General features: G+C 38.2%; 13 protein-coding genes. 6 read left to right on the top strand and 7 right to left on the bottom strand.

Annotated elements, in window-relative coordinates; genetic code table 11:
• Positions 1-66 precede the first annotated feature (66 nt).
• A complete protein-coding gene (locus L1D51_RS09610; RefSeq protein ID WP_054563205.1) occupies positions 67-1,692 on the top strand; it encodes a methyl-accepting chemotaxis protein in 1,626 nt (541 codons plus the stop codon).
• A 64-nt stretch (positions 1,693-1,756) separates the two neighbouring features.
• On the opposite strand, the gene L1D51_RS09605 is transcribed toward L1D51_RS09610, so the two are convergent.
• From L1D51_RS09605 to L1D51_RS09595, 3 genes are all read right to left on the bottom strand, one after another.
• Complete coding sequence (locus L1D51_RS09605; RefSeq protein ID WP_239963541.1) at positions 1,757-2,164, bottom strand: type 2 periplasmic-binding domain-containing protein; 408 nt, start codon at positions 2,162-2,164, stop codon at positions 1,757-1,759.
• Positions 2,165-2,176: 12 nt separating this feature from the next.
• The gene (locus L1D51_RS09600; RefSeq protein WP_055022127.1) at positions 2,177-3,322 is read right to left on the bottom strand and encodes a porin; all 1,146 of its coding nucleotides are present in this window, start codon (positions 3,320-3,322) and stop codon (positions 2,177-2,179) included.
• A 501-nt stretch (positions 3,323-3,823) separates the two neighbouring features.
• On the bottom strand, positions 3,824-4,594 hold the full coding sequence (locus L1D51_RS09595) for an EAL domain-containing protein (RefSeq protein WP_239963540.1): 771 nt from the start codon (positions 4,592-4,594) through the stop codon (positions 3,824-3,826).
• A 538-nt stretch (positions 4,595-5,132) separates the two neighbouring features.
• On the opposite strand from L1D51_RS09595, the gene L1D51_RS09590 reads away from it, so the two are divergent.
• Entirely contained in the window at positions 5,133-5,726 is a 594-nt protein-coding gene (locus L1D51_RS09590) for a class I SAM-dependent methyltransferase (RefSeq protein ID WP_239963539.1), read from the top strand.
• 63 nt (positions 5,727-5,789) lie between these two features.
• Here the strand turns inward: L1D51_RS09590 and L1D51_RS09585 are convergent, their stop codons facing one another.
• Entirely contained in the window at positions 5,790-6,050 is a 261-nt protein-coding gene (locus tag L1D51_RS09585; RefSeq protein WP_239963538.1) for a hypothetical protein, read from the bottom strand.
• 411 nt (positions 6,051-6,461) lie between these two features.
• On the opposite strand from L1D51_RS09585, the gene L1D51_RS09580 reads away from it, so the two are divergent.
• The gene (locus tag L1D51_RS09580; protein WP_239963537.1) at positions 6,462-7,583 is read left to right on the top strand and encodes a cysteine desulfurase family protein; all 1,122 of its coding nucleotides are present in this window, start codon (positions 6,462-6,464) and stop codon (positions 7,581-7,583) included.
• Between the two features lie 11 nt (positions 7,584-7,594).
• Here L1D51_RS09580 and L1D51_RS09575 read toward each other — a convergent pair whose 3' ends face one another.
• From L1D51_RS09575 to L1D51_RS09565, 3 genes are read right to left on the bottom strand one after another with little or no spacing between them, the layout of a single operon-like run.
• Positions 7,595-8,491 (bottom strand): phosphoadenosine phosphosulfate reductase family protein, encoded by an 897-nt coding sequence (locus tag L1D51_RS09575; RefSeq protein WP_239963536.1) that lies wholly within the window; start codon positions 8,489-8,491, stop codon positions 7,595-7,597.
• Complete coding sequence (locus tag L1D51_RS09570) at positions 8,484-11,873, bottom strand: hypothetical protein (protein WP_239963535.1); 3,390 nt, start codon at positions 11,871-11,873, stop codon at positions 8,484-8,486. Before L1D51_RS09570 ends, L1D51_RS09575 begins: the two co-directional genes overlap by 8 nt.
• Complete coding sequence (locus L1D51_RS09565) at positions 11,866-12,801, bottom strand: DUF4007 family protein (RefSeq protein WP_239963534.1); 936 nt, start codon at positions 12,799-12,801, stop codon at positions 11,866-11,868. The genes L1D51_RS09570 and L1D51_RS09565 overlap by 8 nt, the downstream gene beginning before the upstream one ends.
• Positions 12,802-13,045: 244 nt before the next feature.
• On the opposite strand from L1D51_RS09565, the gene L1D51_RS09560 reads away from it, so the two are divergent.
• From L1D51_RS09560 to L1D51_RS09550, 3 genes are read left to right on the top strand one after another with little or no spacing between them, the layout of a single operon-like run.
• Complete coding sequence (locus L1D51_RS09560; RefSeq protein WP_239963533.1) at positions 13,046-14,692, top strand: DEAD/DEAH box helicase; 1,647 nt, start codon at positions 13,046-13,048, stop codon at positions 14,690-14,692.
• A complete protein-coding gene (locus L1D51_RS09555) occupies positions 14,692-16,497 on the top strand; it encodes an ATP-binding protein (protein WP_239963532.1) in 1,806 nt (601 codons plus the stop codon). The genes L1D51_RS09560 and L1D51_RS09555 overlap by 1 nt, the downstream gene beginning before the upstream one ends.
• Entirely contained in the window at positions 16,497-17,417 is a 921-nt protein-coding gene (locus L1D51_RS09550; protein ID WP_239963531.1) for a phospholipase D-like domain-containing protein, read from the top strand. The genes L1D51_RS09555 and L1D51_RS09550 overlap by 1 nt, the downstream gene beginning before the upstream one ends.
• The last annotated feature ends 3 nt before the right edge of the window (positions 17,418-17,420 follow it).

The following is a 17,420-nucleotide window of genomic DNA, read 5'->3' as shown; positions in this document are numbered from 1 at the left end:
ATATAGTTAATACTTTAGGGAAATCAGGCGATAATACTAAGTAATATGACAACAAAGGTGGATTCAATGTCTGCAGGTATTTCTTTCAACAATTTGAGCATCACAAAAAAAATACACGCTATAACATGCATTGCCATAACGGCATTTGTCATTATCGTGGTGACGAACTATATCGCGATGAATGACAATAAAATCTCGCTCGACGAGTTAGAAAAGTCGTCTTATCAGGTAGTAAAACTTACTTCAGAAAATGTAGCATTACTCGAAAAACTAGATGAGTTATACACTCAAGCAGTCACGTTTGGTGAGTCAGACTTAGTCGATAGTGCTTCACAAACGTATAAAAAGATTAATGAAAACCTACAAAACATCATCAGCATTAACGACAGCTATGTGCAAGCCGATACAAAAAAACAATTAGAGCTTTATGCGCAAACCTCGTCGATGATTGCCACTTCAATGATCGATGGCACCGCTGACTTTAGTAAAATTCAGCAGCAAGCACAGCAAAAAACACAGCAATATGAGGCTGTTTTAGCGGGATTTAAACGTGCACAAACCCGTGCAGACGACCGTTTTTTTGAACTAGTGCAAGCAACTAAAGCCCGTTCAGACAATGCACTAAACTTAATGCTTATTGTGTCTGTAGTGTCACTGATTCTGCTTATTGCTACCTCAATTTGGATTGCTCGAGGAATTGGCTCATCAGCAAGTGCTGCGGCAAATAACTTACGTCTATTAGCTGACGGTAAAGGCTCGTTAAGCACCCAACTTGAAGTTCACGCTAAAGATGAAATTGGCCAAGTGTCAATTAACTTTAATGCGTTTATACAGCTGTTAAAAGCTGCGGTACTTGAGGTAATAGCGGTTTGTGAACCATTAATGGAGAACTCAACGCGACTTGTACAAGGTATGGAACGTGCAGAGCGCGCAACAACCAAACAAACATCAGATGCCGAAATCGTTAAACAGTCGATGGAAGAAATGCGTCAAAGTGTTGCTGATATTTCTCATTCAGCGGCAAATGCATCACAAGCTGCACAAACAGCTGAGCGCGAAGTTGAGCAAAGCAGAACGCAAATACAGCGCTCTGTGACTGAGTCAAAAACATTAAGTGATGAGATTAACCAAGCGGCATCAACAATTAACCAGCTGGCAAATGACACTAAAAATGTGACTCAAATCTTAAACGTAATTACCTCGATTGCAGAGCAAACCAATTTGCTTGCTTTAAATGCGGCTATTGAGGCTGCGCGTGCCGGTGAACAAGGCCGTGGCTTTGCGGTTGTAGCAGATGAAGTACGTGAGCTTGCCTCAAGAACGTCGCACTCAACTAACGAAATCAGGGAGCTGCTTTCAACTTTGACAACCGCAGCAAGCCATGCGGTAAATGCTATGAATTCGGCTCGTGATATGGCTACAAACAATGCCGAAGCAGCAGAAAATACAGGGCAATCGATAGATAAAATCTCTGAGCAGATTTTAGAAATTAACGGTATGAATTCGCAAATCGCCGCAGCCACCGAAGAGCAAACATCAGTTGCTAGTATGGTTGTTGAGAACGTGTCGAATATGCATATGTCGTTTGAAGAAACAATGGATTCATTGTCGGCGGTACGTGATGTCGCGAAAAACCTTCATTACCTTTCTGATTCGTTGCTCGACGCCACAGCTAAATTTAAAATTGAGTAATTTAAGCGCATAAAAAACCAGGCACATTTGAATTGCCTGGTTTTTTATTAATGAAAGTAAAGACTTAATAAGTACCGACTACTTTAACTTTATCAGTTACTTTTGCTGCATCGATATAACCAATGGCGTCGCCGTTGGCTGCAACAAAATCAATAACAGCTTGATCGTTTGCTAGTTTCTCAGGTGGCGTACCTTTACCAGTAAATACCAGTTTTGACCAATAAGCGTTAAGCTGGCTGCCCGACTTACCAACCACCTTATCGTTAAACTCATCGCTTACGCTGTTGCCGTCTTGGTTTACCGGGTTTACTTTAGTGCCATCGTCAAACGATTTTGTCTTGCCAAGGTAAATCTTTTTGATTGTTCCTTCATCAATAGCATTGCCATTTGCAGGATTTACAATAACAGCAACCTCAGCAAATGCAGCGTGCGAGCAAAGAGTCATTGCTGTAGCGATTAATAATTTTTTCATCATGAGCTCCAATTAAAAAACTAAATCAACAGCAACAGCAACAACGTCGGTTTCTGTATCTGAAATGTCATCTTTAAAGCGGCTGAAATCTACTTTTAATGCAGCAGATGGGTGGAAGTCATAACGAGTACCAATGGTATACACATTGCTTTTTGCTCTAACGCCTTCAAGCACCTGATTAATACCCGCGTTTAAAGCAGGTACTGCAGGTAGCGCGTTGTAGCGATTGCTATCGTGTTTGTCGTCGTTATTTTCGTAAGTTAAGTGCACAATCCACTCATCCATACGGTAACCAACAGACGTGTAGTATTGAGTTTGTTTAGCAAGAGCACTGTTTTCTACTTCAAACTCAGTGTATTCAGCATCAAACAAAATGTCGTTGTAATCAATTGAAAAGCCCACAGCGAAGAAAGAGCCGTCATCTTCGTCTACCGCAATATCATCTGCTTGATCAACAAAGCCGGCAGCGCGAAGAGTTTGCTCAAGGCCATTAAGTGCAACACCTGCATCTGTGTCGTTTTCAATTGCAATTGTTGTATCGGCTACAAAGTACGCAGCACGAGCACTGAACCAGTCATAGCTCATCGTCCAGTTGATACCAGCAATATCATTAAGCTCTGTATCGCCATTAACCGATACCACAGCAATGTTGCCATCGAAGCTACCGTAAATAACTTGAACGGTTGAATCCCAATCACCTAATTGCGTGTTATGTAACAGGCTTAGGCCTTCATACGTTGAAAACGGGAGGTTATAAACAGATTGCGGCGGACGAACCCAACGGTAAGTGTAACCAACGTCTAAGAAGTCTGAATAACGGTAAAAAGGCACGCGCATTTTACCAGCACTTACTTGTAGCTCATCGCTGAACTCATAAGTTAAATAAGCCCATTCAAATTCAGCATCAAAATCATCACTACCACGCGCCACAATTTGTGCCGTAGCGCTCAGCTTTTCTTGTAAATCTGCAGAAAGCTGTAATGCGAACATACTTTCGTTTTTAAACGAAATATCGTCATCGTAACCGTAAAGAGTAGCGTCGTCGTCAAGGGCTTTACCGCCAACAATAGAAGCAAAGCCGTTTATGCGAACCTCTGCCATTGTGTTTGCAGACACAAAAGCAGCACATAGAGCCAATGCAATAGGAAGTTTTTTCATTGTGTATCCCTAGTATTTAGTATGAAAATGTTGATTTCGCTTAATATTATAGTCGTGCGTAGCGAAATGGGCGACACAAGTTACAGATAAATTGTAACTACATCAACGAATAAGTTGTTATTTTTCACAAAAACGGTACTAAAAGTGGGGAAAGAGTAAAGTTGCGAGATGCGAGGTAGCAGCGATTTTACATCGTGTCCTAGCGCCTAGCACCTAATGTTTCCCGTGTAGGACTGGCTTTAGCCGGGAAGTGTCTTAAGTGAGCGAGTTACAAGGGGAAAGAGTAAAGGGGAAAGTTACGAGATAAGAGATGCGAGTTTCGAGATACGAGGAGAAAGTTGCGAGATGTAGGAGGCGTTTTTACGCCGAACAAGTAGCAGCGATTTAACATCGCGTCCTAGCGCCTAGCGCCCAAAACCTAGCACCTAATGTCTTCATGCGTCTGAGGGCTTACGGCTGAAAGCTCTTGTTTTGTCGCAACTCGATTCTCGTTACTCGGACTTACTCCAACTTACTAAAATCAACTTCTGGTAGGCTCTCAAACCCTGGGCGAGCGAAGAAATACCCTTGCATTAAACTTACGCCAGCTTGGCGCAACCATTGATACTCTTCAACTGTTTCAATGCCTTCGGCAAGGGCGGTAATGTTGAGCTCTTCAAACATAGCAATACAATGGTTCACTATGATTTGTCGTGCTTTATTTAAATGAATATCGCGTATCAGCTCCATATCGAGCTTAATAATATTGCTCTGAAAATCAGCCAATAAATTTAAACCAGAATACCCTGAGCCAAAGTCGTCGGTTGCGGTAATAAACCCGAGTGATTGGTAATACTCAACAACACGTTTGATGTGCGTACTGTCTTCAACCTTTTCAACCTCGGTAAACTCAAACATAATTTGTTCTACCGGAAAGTCATATTGTTTAGCAGCTTCAAGGGTTGTTCTAATACAGCGCTCAGGTTTGTAAATCGCGTTAGGTAAAAAGTTAATACTCAAAATAGAATCAAGCTTCAGCTTAGCTGCAAGCGAAATAGCTTTAATACGACAAAGCTGGTCGAAGGTATAACGGTTCTCATCGTTAACTTGTGAGATAACAGAATAAGCCGACTCATTATTAGGCCCTCTAACTAAAGCCTCATAGCCAAAAATATGTTTATCGGTGCAATCAATAATTGGCTGAAAAGCCATTGTAAAATCAAAACCAAGTTCTAATTTGTCTTTACAGTTATTGCAACCTGTTGGCTGGCAATGAGTTTGCTTGTCGTGCATGCTTACCTCAGACTAAAGTCTTCTTAATACATAATAGTGCTAGTAAATTGCCAATTGTGCAATGTTGTTGAGTTAAAAGTATAAAACCTCGCATCTCGCATCTCGCACCTCGTCCCTCGCATCTCGTCCTTCGCATCTCGCATCTCGCACCTCGTCCCTCGCATCTCGTCCTTCGCATCTCGTCCCTCGCATCTCGTCCCTCGCATCTCGTCCCTCGCATCTCGTCCCTCGCATCTCGTCCCTCGCATCTCGTCCCTCGCATCTCGTCCCTCGCATCTCGTCCCTCGCATCTCGTCCCTCGCATCTCGTCCCTCGCATCTCGTCCCTCGCATCTCGTCCCTCGCACCTCGCACCTCGTCCTTCGTATCTCGTTCCTCGCACCTCGTAACTACTACCTTCTTCCTCTCTCCAACTAACTTCTAATATCCATTCTAAAATCGTTGATTCTTAGCATCTAAAATCACATTTCATCCTTTGCGTTACCTAGCTTTAATGGTATTTTAGCGCCAAGCAATCTTGCCAATATAAAGGAAGTAAAATGGCATCCAAAACCGTCGAATACTACAACCAAAATGCGCAAGCATTTGTCGATGCCACACTCGATGTAGACCTCAATGAACTTTATGACGAGTTCTTACCGCTGATCCCAAAAAAAGGCGCTTTACTTGATGCCGGTTGTGGCTCTGGTCGCGATGCTTTCATCTTTAAAGAGCGTGGTTATAGCGTAGATGCATTCGATATCAGCCCAGCTATGGCAAAGCTGGCGTCAGAATACTTAAACCAAGACGTAGCAGTAAGCGGCTTTCTAGAGCTAAACGACGTTGCCAAATACGACGGCATTTGGTGCTGCGCAAGCCTTATTCACGTAGCAAAAAACGACTTAACCGACGCATTCAATAACCTTGCCCGCGCATTAAAGCCACAAGGCATCGTGTATGTATCGTTTAAATACGGCGAAGGCGAGCGCGAACACAACGGTCGCGAATTTACTGACCTAAACGAACAAGCCCTTGAGAGCATTATTAAAGGCACCGACCTGTTTATCCTCAAGTCATGGCAAAGCGCCGACCAACGCCCTGAGCGCGCCACAGAAACATGGCTAAACGCCATTCTGCACAGAAGAACGATATAGTAGTTTGGCTTTGTAATAGAAGTTCAAATACCAAAAAGGTCGGCAATTGCCGACCTTTTAGCTTTAGTAATTAAACTCTTTTGCATCAAGTTCACTTCTGCGTTCTTGCAGCGTTAATTGATGCTTTTTTGAATTCCATTTATTGTTTCTTGGGTTTGAGCTAAGTGCCGAAGAAGTGCACTTTGCAGTGTTAGCATAAAAACCAATTTTGTTTTCAAGTGCACAACACCAATCGTTTTTGCTATGACCAAAGTAAGTTTGGTTTACAACTTTACTCTTTAATCTAGCGTAATGATGACGCCTTAATGAGCGCGATTTTTTCATATTTTATCTCCACGTTTGAAGTGGCTACTGCTTCCAGTAACCGCCTAATCGGGAGATGAAATTCAATATTAGGTATTTGCATAGAGCTTGATATCCTTTAAAGCTCAATAACACGGGGCTATTTTTAAAAATTGTTCAAGTTTTTGATAGTTCTTTAGTCTGATAAAACAAAACCTGTAAACTGATTGTACCCTGCCGTAGTGCATTTCTGCACTAAAATCCTCTTCAATAAATTAGAGTTATTATTTCATTCATCGAAAAAACCTATATTTTTCATGGTTATTCAACTTACTTTGAGCCATAAAGTTCAGTTTTACACTAAATAACCTTTTAAAGTTTTAGCATAAAAAGTGTCTGTGACCTAGGCTCGCTTGTGATAACCTTAAAATACTAAATATTAGGGACTTGTTTATGATATATCTTGACTCAGCAGCATCTTATCCAATATTACCTGAAGTACAATCAACATTGATAGGCGCATTTGAGAGTTGTTATGCAAACTCTGCATCCAGTCATATTTTAGGTGAGTCTGCGTTAGATAAGATCAATGAGGTAAGAGAGCTATTAGCTGATGAAATAGGGGCTTTTCCAAGTGAAATAGTTTTCACCAGTGGCGCAACAGAATCAAACAATATAGCTTTTAAAAGTATATTGCTTGGTGATGAAGACCTAAAAACTAAAAAACACATTGTGATTTCATCAATTGAGCACAAATGCATTTTTGCAATCTGCGACTACTTTCAAAAACTAGGTTATGAGATTTCGCTTGTAAAACCAGATATTAATGGCGTGATTACAGCTGAAAGTGTTAGAGCAGCAATAAAAGAAGACACAGCTCTTGTCTCTATAATGCATGTGAATAATGAACTTGGCACAATTAATCCTATTGCAGAAATTGGTGAGCTTTGCTTTTCAAAAGGTATCATCTTTCACTCAGATGCAGCTCAAAGTTTCTGCAAAACAGATATTGACGTTGACGAGATGAATATTGATGTAATGTCATTTTCTGCACATAAGGTTGGTGGACCTAAAGGAATTGGTGCTGTTTATATTCGTGACCTCAGAAAACGTAATCTTCTACCTGTTATACATGGCGCAGGTCAAGAGGATGGGTTAAGAGGTGGAACTGTTGCAGCACCATTAATAATTGGTTTTGGTAAAGCAATCGAAGTGTTTCCACAAGCGTATAGCAATTTTGAAAATAATACCCTTAAATCTTACTTCTTAAAAAAATTAGAAGAAGATGAAATCGAATATCTCGTAAACGGGCAAGGTAATATTTTACCTCACATACTTTCATTATCTCTTCCGAAAACTAATGTAGGTGTACTGGTTCGTGATAATGAGAATTCTGTTTGTCTTGCTCAAGGGTCTGCATGCTCTTCAAAAGAGATAGAAGCTTCACATGTTTTAACGGCATTAGGGTTAACTCGAGAGCAAGCTGAGCATACCTTTAGAATCAGTTTCACTCATGAAATCACAACCAATAATATTGATTTCTTAATCACTGCGATAAAAAAAGCGGCTTATTGAGCCGCTTCCTATTATTTATAACAAGTTACACAGGCTCCACCGCCTTCAGCTTCGTCATAAATATCATCAAGTTCATTAAATTCACAATAACCTTCAAAATCACCTAGCAAAGCATTTCGGCGCTTCTTTCTGTTGAAACGAGCTACTTTTTTTTCATGATTTTCAATAATGCGCTTTTGAACAGCAGGATCTTCTAAAGTCTCTAAAGGCTGACCTTGGCCCATCCAATAAAAGCGTTCGCCAACAGTAGTATTTTCATCATCACCTTTTTCAAATGCTTTTGCTTCTTCAAAAAGGTCAGGGTGCTTTTCCATTAGCTTAACCCATTCAATTTTCCTTTGATAAAAACAAAAAGTACATCCTGAGCGAGAGCGCCACTTATAATATTCAGGTAGTTCTAAACCATTGCGTTGTAATATATTTTCGATATCACTACGAACAATGCCATGCTCTCTAAATGGGAATACTGACTCGATAGGCTTCTCTATAGTCATGTAACCCGTACGTTCAGGTTCATCAGCACGAATACCCACATAATTCTTTATTTTGTATCCATCTTTGATGAAACCATCTAACCATTGCTCAAATGGTTTTAGTTTCATTTGTACGGTACACCAGCGGTCTCTTTGTGAAGGTAAGTAGTTACCATGCTCTTTTAATAAGTGAGCAAAATCTTTTTCGCCACGTCCTTCAATATTATTTAATGAACGAGCATTTAACCTATGTATATAACCTAACTTCTCTTCTAGTTGGTCTATAAATTCATTGGTTTCAGGCAATTCATACCCTGTATCTGTAAAAAAGTATTCTACATCTAATTCAGGGTATGTTTCCTTTACAAACAGCGCCAAAGCACTGCTATCTTTGCCGCCAGAAAGCCCAAGTACGTGTTTAACTTTTTCAGTCATCAGCTACCTCTGACTCACTTTGTTCCATCAAGTTCGTTAATAAACTCGTTAATGCTGCAAGCTGTTTCTCTTTTGACATATTAACAATCGTAGTTTGAATATTTTCAACAGCAGCTGTTACGTCTTTATCTTGATCTAAATTGTGCTTAATAAATCCACCAAATTCTTGATGATTACCTTCACTATCGGTGGTAATAAATGCTAAAGGCTTAGAATTTCCTTGAGTTTGAATATTTCCAAATGACTCAATTCTTCTAAACTGAACACATAAATTTTGCAATTCATCAAGGCCATTACGCAAATGCTTATCGGTCCAATTTCGTTCTGGTGTACCTGTGGCTAAATTAATAATAAATTCAAATTTTGTTTTACCATCAATGTGCTGTGAAATACGCTTTGCAAGCTCTTTTACATTTGGTCGCTTAGCAATCTTTTCAACAAAATCACAACGCTCTTTTAGGGTATGATTAAAATCTTCACCTAACATTTGAACTATTATTTGCTTAAAACCACTTAGCAAAATATCGTGCTGAGCACTTAAATCTTCAATAGCAGTTTTTAAATAATTTCCAAGTTTGTCTTCAAGTGCAGGGTCATCTTTCTTAAACCCAAATACAGCAGGTAGATCATCTAAAATTAATTTGTAAGGATCGTTTGCTGCAATAACTTTATTTCTAAAGTCACGAGCTTGCTTTGTTAAACCATTGCCTTTATCACCAGTAAAACTTTCGCCACTAGTCTTTTTAACCCATGTAGGCAGCTTATGAACAATCCCCACAATATGTTTAGCAATGTTTAAAATAGCAGCGTCATTTTTAGCTTCACCTAGTGTCGCCTGAGCTAAATTGTCTAGTAAGTGACTTTGTATTTCAGATATCTCGAAGTAACGAACCCCAGCTTCATTTGGATGTTTGTATATTTTGTTTACTAGCTCTTCATCAAGTTCAGGAATAAAAATGAACTGGTTAGTCGAATCCCAATCGTAAAAAGCAACTTGCCCTTCGAGAGACTTTAACAAAGCTAAGCCATAAATACGGCATAAACCTGCAGTTAAACCAAAAGGAGGACGCATCCAAAAATCATAGAGTTCAGCTAATGTTACTTGTTTGTTCTTTGAGTTTTCTTTTATAAAGCTAAAGCCACTTTTAAATAACTCATACATCTCAGGGTTGGCTTTTTGAGAGTCTTTACTCCATTCAGCTGGAAATAAAAAGCCTTCTGATGTTTCACAGTGCCAACCTTTACTTTTTAGACAAGAAAGATAAAGGCCTTTTTCAGGTGGAAATGCCTTTTCATCAAAACCTAGATCTTTTTCATCGCCTTGTTCAAACATGGCGTTCATTAACTTACGAATAGCGCTATTCGCACTACCCGAGGGCTTAGAGCGGTTAACTAACTCGTTTATAACGACAGGTGACTTGTTAAACAAATCATTTGCAATTTTTGAAGCGATAGATGTTAAAGGTGCTGCTTGTAATTTTTTACCACAATGAAACCAATCAGCATTTTTATAAACATATTGCAGCTCATGATCTACGTTTGCTTGTGCAAACTTAATTCTGTTCTCAAGTTCGTTCTTAGCTATAAGGTCATGAGATATTTTCTTTTCATCTTTGAGTATTTGTTTTAAAGCAATTAATTCAATAGCTGCATTTTTTAAATTTGAAAAGTCTTTAAACTTACCAACAATACTAAAAGGCATTGTCTTCTCATGCGCTTTAAGTTCTTTAGCAATATCGTCATTCACACATAAAATAAACGTAGCAAAAGCTTCTCCCGTTTTTGGAGGGGTCACAAATGGTTTAACAAGAGCAACATCGTATTTGTTTATAAGCTTGGTTGTTGCCCAACGCATAGTCCCTGTTTTGTGGTAATGGGCTGTTGCTAAAATGTTCTGTGGTATATCACATATTTCTGTCCAATCAACACCATAGCTTATTGCTTCAATACGTTCGTGAATTAAATTATTTATGTCAATATCACTACCTTGAAACACAAATAAAGCATCGTGTTTTTGTCGGTAAATTATAACCGTCCAGGTTTCTAAATCACTCAAAGCTTGTAGTATTTCGTCAGCTTCATAACCGCGGCTAACAAAATATTTTTTTATAAACTCGCGTTTGGCGTGTAACTGGTGATGAAAACCAAAAATAGTAAGTAAAGCAATTAGTTTAGTAATGGCTGTGTGTAATTCATCGCCTTTTTGTTCGGCTCTATAAATTGCGTCACAGCCCTCTAGCCACGCCTTGCTATCTTGAGAAGTTACAATTAAATGATGTAAGTTATGATGCAAATAGTCCCAATACATTTCAGGACGATATAAACTTAACTCTTCATTAAGCTCACTATATTCAGATTCTAAAAATTCTCTGAAACCATATTTTTCGTGTGATGCTAAAAAGCCAAATAAACTTCGTTCATTTTGTGAAAAGCGACGACGAGATACTGGGCCTAGTAATAAGCTAACAATAGGATCTAAAGGTAGTGTTTTGCTTAAAGCATCAACATTTTTGTTTTGATTCGTAAATACAGAGCTTACGATATCAACTAAACTTTCATATTTAGATTCGAGAGCATTAACAACTTTAGGTGCTCTAAAAATTGAGTCACCAACAAGCACTAATGATTCATCAATAGAAGGATTAAAGCTTAAATCTCTGTAACGGCCTTGAACTTTGCTCCACTCTTGCTGTGTTTTTACATCTTTATTTTTAGCGTAATCAGAGAATGCTTGGTGTAAAAAGCCAACCAGTAATACAGGACGCTTAACTTGTTGAACAATATCAGCAAGTGACTGAAATAAATGCAAATCTTTATTTGCACGTGATTGATAGTCTAGAGCTTTACCCATTTCATCGAGTAAAATTAAAACGCCGTCTTCGCTTTCAGTTTGTTTTTGTAGAAGTGACTTTATCTGTGCTAAGCATTGGTCATCATCAAGAGCTTGTATATCTTGTAGATCAAATTCAACGTCAAACGCTCTCAATAAGCTTATTAGAATACTATTTGCTGGTGCCTCTAGACCGCATACATGCTTAATGGTCTTCCAACCATTAGTAATTTTAAACCTATCATCAAATTCGGTTATAACATTTTGAGAACTATTTAATTTGTTTAGTGCGTAATTTCTTTGTTCTGAATCGACCGATAACAAGCATGATAAAAACAAAGCTACTGTCGATTTACCTGAACCATACGGGCCGGTAATTGTATACGCTCTTTGCGTACTACCTTCGAACTCACGGCTAATAGTATCGAGTACATTTATTGCTGTACCATGAACAATAAAGTCATCTATAAAAGGTTTTAAATTACCACTATCAACATCAATGCGAGTGGAACTTTTATATCGTTGGTTAATTGCAATAAGAGATTCAGACATTGTATTTGCCGTAATATTCATTTAAGTAATTAATAGTATTATTCTTTTCTGATTCAGAGATGTTTACTTGTCTAAGTCCTAAAGAGTCTACCCATGAAATGTTTTTATTAGTGTATTCTTGCGCTTCATCGAGTTTTTGCCCTAAACCTGATTCTGATAACCTGAATATTCGTCCAGGCGAACACGGTTTAGTAAGTAACGAATCAAAATCGATAGTGCTCACTTTAGATTCAGTTGTTTCTACTTTAAAAAACTCCAGTAGGGCATAAACAAATATTTCAATAGGTAGTTCAGGCCTTTCAGTTAAGTTACTAACATAAAAAGAGCGGCCGTTATCCTGTACTAAATTAAGTTCAGCAAGAGGAGAGGTGAAATGATCTTCATCGACTTTTTTCGCTGTTGTTTTAACTTTTTTGCTATACATATTTAAAAAACAATCCATGTCTTTTTTGATAGTTGTAACGTTACCAATTTCGCTTTTCACTAAGCGCTTAGCATCTTCATAACAGTCATCTATCAGTTTTGATTTTTCAAAATGCTGAACATTAGAGTAATTAAAAAAGTAGCGATAAGCTGTTAAGTGTTCGTCATTAAAGTTTAACCAAAAGTGCAGTAGCCATATAGAGCCAGGCAACTCTAAATAAGGGTCTCTACCGCCCTTATCAAATAAGTAAAGGCCTTTATTTACAGTCACATTATGTAGCGTTTTATTATTTTTACGATTGCTTTCTATGATACCGCTCGACTCAGCCCAATACTGAATCGCTTTAACCATATTTTTACCTACACCAAGCTCTACAATAGAATGACGAATACTCTCTTCGTCGGAGCTTGAGAAATTACCATTTGAATTCAAATGATTAACTGCTTTGAATAACCATCCATAGCGCAGAGGGAAGGTGTCGTGACCTGTAAATTTAGCTTTCATGCTTTGAGACTACTCCTGGAGAACTTGTCCAGAAGGATAGTAACGTGAAAATGAGAGCAACGGAAGCCTAAACTATCTAAAAACAATGATAAAGACTGTTCATTCATACAGGGTTAAGTTTTTTGTCTTATTTCCCTTGTCCCTGTGGGGGCTTTGTTGTAATGTCATGAATCATAAAGGTAATTAATTATTATTTTGTTCAGAAAAATAATAATTACAATGGATGTTGACTTAAGGGATTACTATGCTCACCAGTATTTTAGCTAATTTTTCAGAAGATGAGTTACTCAGTTTTTTACCTAAAAAGTCACTAGATTTTGCATTGAAAACTGAAGATTCTAATAATCAAATCAGCGAACAAAACTCTTATAATAAAAATAACCTAGCAAATATAGTCGCAAGTGTTAAGCAAGTTGACTTTTTATTTGATGATACTTTGAGGGAGCGTTTAATCGATAGACTCCCTCCTAGGTTACTTCCTGAATTATTTCCATCACTCGAAATAGAAACTAATAATGTAACGCCTGCTCATTACGATGCGGTTATAAGTTGGGCTAAGGCTAATCCCGGTAGCTTTGCATCAACCATCGGTTTAGGTGAACTATATGAGCAACAACTGAAGCAAAACACCGACCTTGAAAGTTTAACAAGGGTTGAGCCTAATTATGCCATGTACCCTTATCAACAAGATATTACAAAGCAAGTTTTCGCTAATCTGGATGCTGGTAATTCAAGAGTCTTAATACATTTACCTACAGGTGCAGGAAAGACAAGAACTGCAATGAATATTGCTTCAGAGCATTTAAGAGCTTCAGATAAAAATGTAGTTTTATGGTTGGCTGATAGGGAAGAGTTGTGCACTCAAGCTTATGCTGAATTCAGTAAAGCTTGGCAGTCATTAGGTAATAGAGCAACTTCAATTTATGGCTTCTATTCGAACTCAAATGAAAGTTTAAGTGGTATAGACGCAGGCTTTGTTGTTGCTGGCCTTCACAAGTTTTTAAGCTTGAGAAAGAACAACTCTCGGCAATTAAAGATTCTCTATAAAGAACTTGCTCAAAAAGTAACGATGGTAATTTTTGATGAGGCTCACAAGTCTATAGCTCCAAAGTTTAAAGAAGTAGTGGATGATTTTATCAATGATGATTATTTTAAAGCATCATTGATCGGCTTAACTGCAACACCTGGAAGGAGTTTTTCAGAAGATGGCCTGTCAGATGAAGATGCTCAATTAGCAAACTTCTATGATAATAATAAAGTTTCTATGCGTATTTCTGGTTACCTCTCACCAATAGATTATCTTGTTGAAAAGGGTTACTTAGCAAAGGCAAATTTTAAGTCGCTAAATTACGATCACTCGGGTATTACGGCATTTGAGCTTAAAGATGCCGGAGGACCAGAAACAATGAATACTCTTGCGCATAATATTGAACGAAACCGGAAAATATTACAGACGATTATTAAAGAGTGTCATAACAACTCACAAATAATCGTTTTCGCTTGTAATGTTGAGCATAGTATTAATCTAGCTACAGCATTGGCCTATAGAGGTATTAAGGCGGCTTCAATAGATAGTAAAAATGACTCTGCAGAAAGCAGAAGAGCTAAAATAAATCAGTATAAAAGTGGTGATTTACAAGTTCTTGTTAATTTTAATGTATTAACAGCCGGTTTTGATGCACCTAAAACTAATGTAACTATTATCGCAAAGCCTATGAACTCTCTCGTTCAATATCTTCAAATGGCTGGAAGAGCTATGCGAGGGCATCGGAGTGGCGGTAATCGTGAATGTAATATTTATACAGTAATGGATGATATACCTGAGTTTCAAAGTATTAGCCTTGCTTTTGGGTATTGGAATGAAATGTGGGCTGAAAAGGGAGAGTTGTAATGAGCAATCGATTTTTAAGTGCTGAAACAGTCATTGAGTCTTTAAGAGACAATGGATATAACAATACGGCCTATGCATTAGCTGAATTAATAGATAATAGCTTACAAGCTAAGGCAACTCGTGTTGAAGTTGGGTTTATTGAAAAGCAGTTAGCTAATAAAAAAAATTACACTGTCTCTGAGATAACTCTTTGGGATAATGGTGTTGGTATGACACCTGAAACATTGCGAAAAGCGATGCAGTTTGGGGGAGGGACACACCGAAATGATAGTGAAGGTATGGGGAAATTTGGTATGGGCTTACCTAATTCCTCTATTTCGCAGTGTAAGCGCGTTGATGTATGGAGCTGGCAAAACGGTGGTGAACCATATCATACATTTCTTGATATTGAACAAATGAAAACAGGTGACTTAGAAGAAGTGCCAGAACCCGTAATAAAGGCAATTCCTGAGAAGTTTGTGAAAGCATTTTTTCCACAAAGGCCTGATTCAGGTACTCTTGTTATTTGGTCTCAATTAGATAGGCTCAGCTGGAAAACAGGTAAATCAATTTATAGACATTGCGAACATTTAGTCGGTCGAATGTATCGTCACTTCATCGCTGAAGATAATATTAAGATTGATAGTGTTATATATAAGCATGATGGAACAGATTCTTTAAGTGCTTGGGAAAGGTTTAACTTCAAAGCCAATGATCCAATGTATCTACTTAAGAACACTTCGTTACCAGAGTTACCAGGTAACTATAAAAATGAAGCGTTTTTCGAGCAAGCTGATAAAGAAGTCATTTCTGTTGAATATTTAGATGATAATGGTGAGCCTAAAAGGGCTGATGTTACTATTACCACTTCAATTGTTAAGCAGAGTATCGCAAATAGGATTCTTAAAACCACAGCATCAACTCTTGGTTCAACCCAATGGGGTAAACACTGTGGAAAGAATATTGGTGTTTCTATAACTCGGGCTGGCCGGGAGCTTGTCCTGCGGAACTCATTCTTTAAAGGTGACTTTGGGAATAGTAAAGGACGTTTTTGCGGCATAGAGGTATCTTTTCCGCCATGCCTAGATACAGTATTTGGGGTAACAAATAATAAACAAGATGCAGTAAAAATTATTCCTTATGAGATGCATAGCATAGCAGAGCAGGCTGGTTTTGATAGTGAAGCTGATTATAAACGAGATCTTTTAGAAAATTCAGATCCGTTACTAGAGGTTTTTAAAGTTACGGATGTAATTTCCAAACAAGTTAAAGAGCTGGAAAAAAAGCTTAAAGAAGTAAACATTCAAGGAAAAGCAACTAAAGGAACTGAAGAGCCTAAAACGACTTCTGAAGGAGCTGCAAGTAAAGCAACACAAGGTTCAGCTCACCGTGAAACTCACGGTCATAAAACAAAAGGTGAAGCACCAAAAGAGCTTAAAAAAGAAGATGTTGTTGACCATCTTAAAAAAGCTGGTGGAATGAGTGATGAAGAAGCTGAAGAAAAAGCTGAGAGACTAATTCTTACTGGTAATCGCTTTTTAATTGAAGATGTTGCTCGTGATTCCGAAGCATTTTTCGATGTATCTACGAGTAAAGGTTTAACCTTAGTTTTATTCAATACTAATCATGTTTTTTACCAAAAGCTTATCAGCAAGCTTGAGGGGGATGAATTAGAAATAATGCAAACGGCTATTGCAGGTTTTGCACGTGTTATGAATGAGACTACTGATGAGCGTAGGTTAGCTTATTTAAATACTATCCGTCGAGAGTGGGGGTTAGTAATAAGTGAGTTTTTACAAACACCTGAAGATTTGGATGACTTTTGATGTCGCACCTGATTACAAATACAGAGCTCACAGAACACCTAGAGCAACTTTTGCCTAGTAGCAACGAATTAACAATCATAACAGCATTCATGACCCTACCAGCTACACGCTGGCTGGGTCATTTAACTTCTGAGAATAACCCCAAAGTTCGGTTGATTGGTCGGTTTACCCCAATTGATTTTGCAAGGGGAGCAAGTGATTTAAGCGCACTTCGAGATTGTATTAACAATGGCTACCAAGTAAAAGCTCTCGCAAATCTACATGCAAAAATTTACCAAATAGATAATGACACTATTTTTAATGGCAGTGCTAATCTAACGGGCAAAGGGTTAGCGCTAGTTAATAATGGTAATTTAGAGTCGTGTAGCAAAGTAAATGCTTGCGAACAATCTAAAGTATTTATCGAGAAAATTGTTGAATCAGCAACTGACCTAACTCTAAGTATGCTTGATAAAATGCAGAATTTTTTAGAGCAATTTGATGAGAAAGATAAAGCTGATTTACCTCCAGTATGGCCTGAGGAGATACTGCCACAAACATCAGAGCTGTTTGTATCAGACTTTCCGCTAGGTAAACCCGGTATTACTTTAAATGAATATCAACTAAACCCTTCATTACCATTTGCTCAAGTTGAAAATGCTAAGAGTGACTTAAGAACAGCATCAACGTTGTTTAAGCAAACAAAAGCATACCGTTGGTTAAAAAAACAAATTACAGAAAACCAGTCAGGACGTGATTTAGGTTTCGGGCAAATATCAAGCTTGTTACATGATGCATTAGCTGACGACCCAGCGCCATATCGGCAAGAAATAAAAGATCTCCAGGCTAATTTGTATTCTTACCTCAAGCTTTATGCATGTGATGAAATAGAAGTTTATATGCCAGGTAGACGAAGTGAAGTTTTAAGAATTAAAGGATGATCA

The organism is Pseudoalteromonas shioyasakiensis, assembly GCF_022398475.1.
GTDB lineage: Bacteria > Pseudomonadota > Gammaproteobacteria > Enterobacterales > Alteromonadaceae > Pseudoalteromonas.
The sequence above is the reverse complement of the archived record's forward strand: the minus strand, read 5'-3'. Positions and strand labels throughout refer to the sequence as shown.

Coding starts and splice junctions, on each gene's coding strand:
- L1D51_RS09570 (WP_239963535.1), bottom strand. CDS start 11,873: ATGTCTGAATCTCTTATTGCAATTAACCAACGATATAAAAGTTCCACT.
- L1D51_RS09560 (WP_239963533.1), top strand. CDS start 13,046: ATGCTCACCAGTATTTTAGCTAATTTTTCAGAAGATGAGTTACTCAGT.
- L1D51_RS09610 (WP_054563205.1), top strand. CDS start 67: ATGTCTGCAGGTATTTCTTTCAACAATTTGAGCATCACAAAAAAAATA.
- L1D51_RS09555 (WP_239963532.1), top strand. CDS start 14,692: ATGAGCAATCGATTTTTAAGTGCTGAAACAGTCATTGAGTCTTTAAGA.
- L1D51_RS09600 (WP_055022127.1), bottom strand. CDS start 3,322: ATGAAAAAACTTCCTATTGCATTGGCTCTATGTGCTGCTTTTGTGTCT.
- L1D51_RS09605 (WP_239963541.1), bottom strand. CDS start 2,164: ATGAAAAAATTATTAATCGCTACAGCAATGACTCTTTGCTCGCACGCT.
- L1D51_RS09580 (WP_239963537.1), top strand. CDS start 6,462: ATGATATATCTTGACTCAGCAGCATCTTATCCAATATTACCTGAAGTA.
- L1D51_RS09585 (WP_239963538.1), bottom strand. CDS start 6,050: ATGAAAAAATCGCGCTCATTAAGGCGTCATCATTACGCTAGATTAAAG.
- L1D51_RS09550 (WP_239963531.1), top strand. CDS start 16,497: ATGTCGCACCTGATTACAAATACAGAGCTCACAGAACACCTAGAGCAA.
- L1D51_RS09590 (WP_239963539.1), top strand. CDS start 5,133: ATGGCATCCAAAACCGTCGAATACTACAACCAAAATGCGCAAGCATTT.
- L1D51_RS09595 (WP_239963540.1), bottom strand. CDS start 4,594: ATGCACGACAAGCAAACTCATTGCCAGCCAACAGGTTGCAATAACTGT.
- L1D51_RS09575 (WP_239963536.1), bottom strand. CDS start 8,491: ATGACTGAAAAAGTTAAACACGTACTTGGGCTTTCTGGCGGCAAAGAT.
- L1D51_RS09565 (WP_239963534.1), bottom strand. CDS start 12,801: ATGAAAGCTAAATTTACAGGTCACGACACCTTCCCTCTGCGCTATGGA.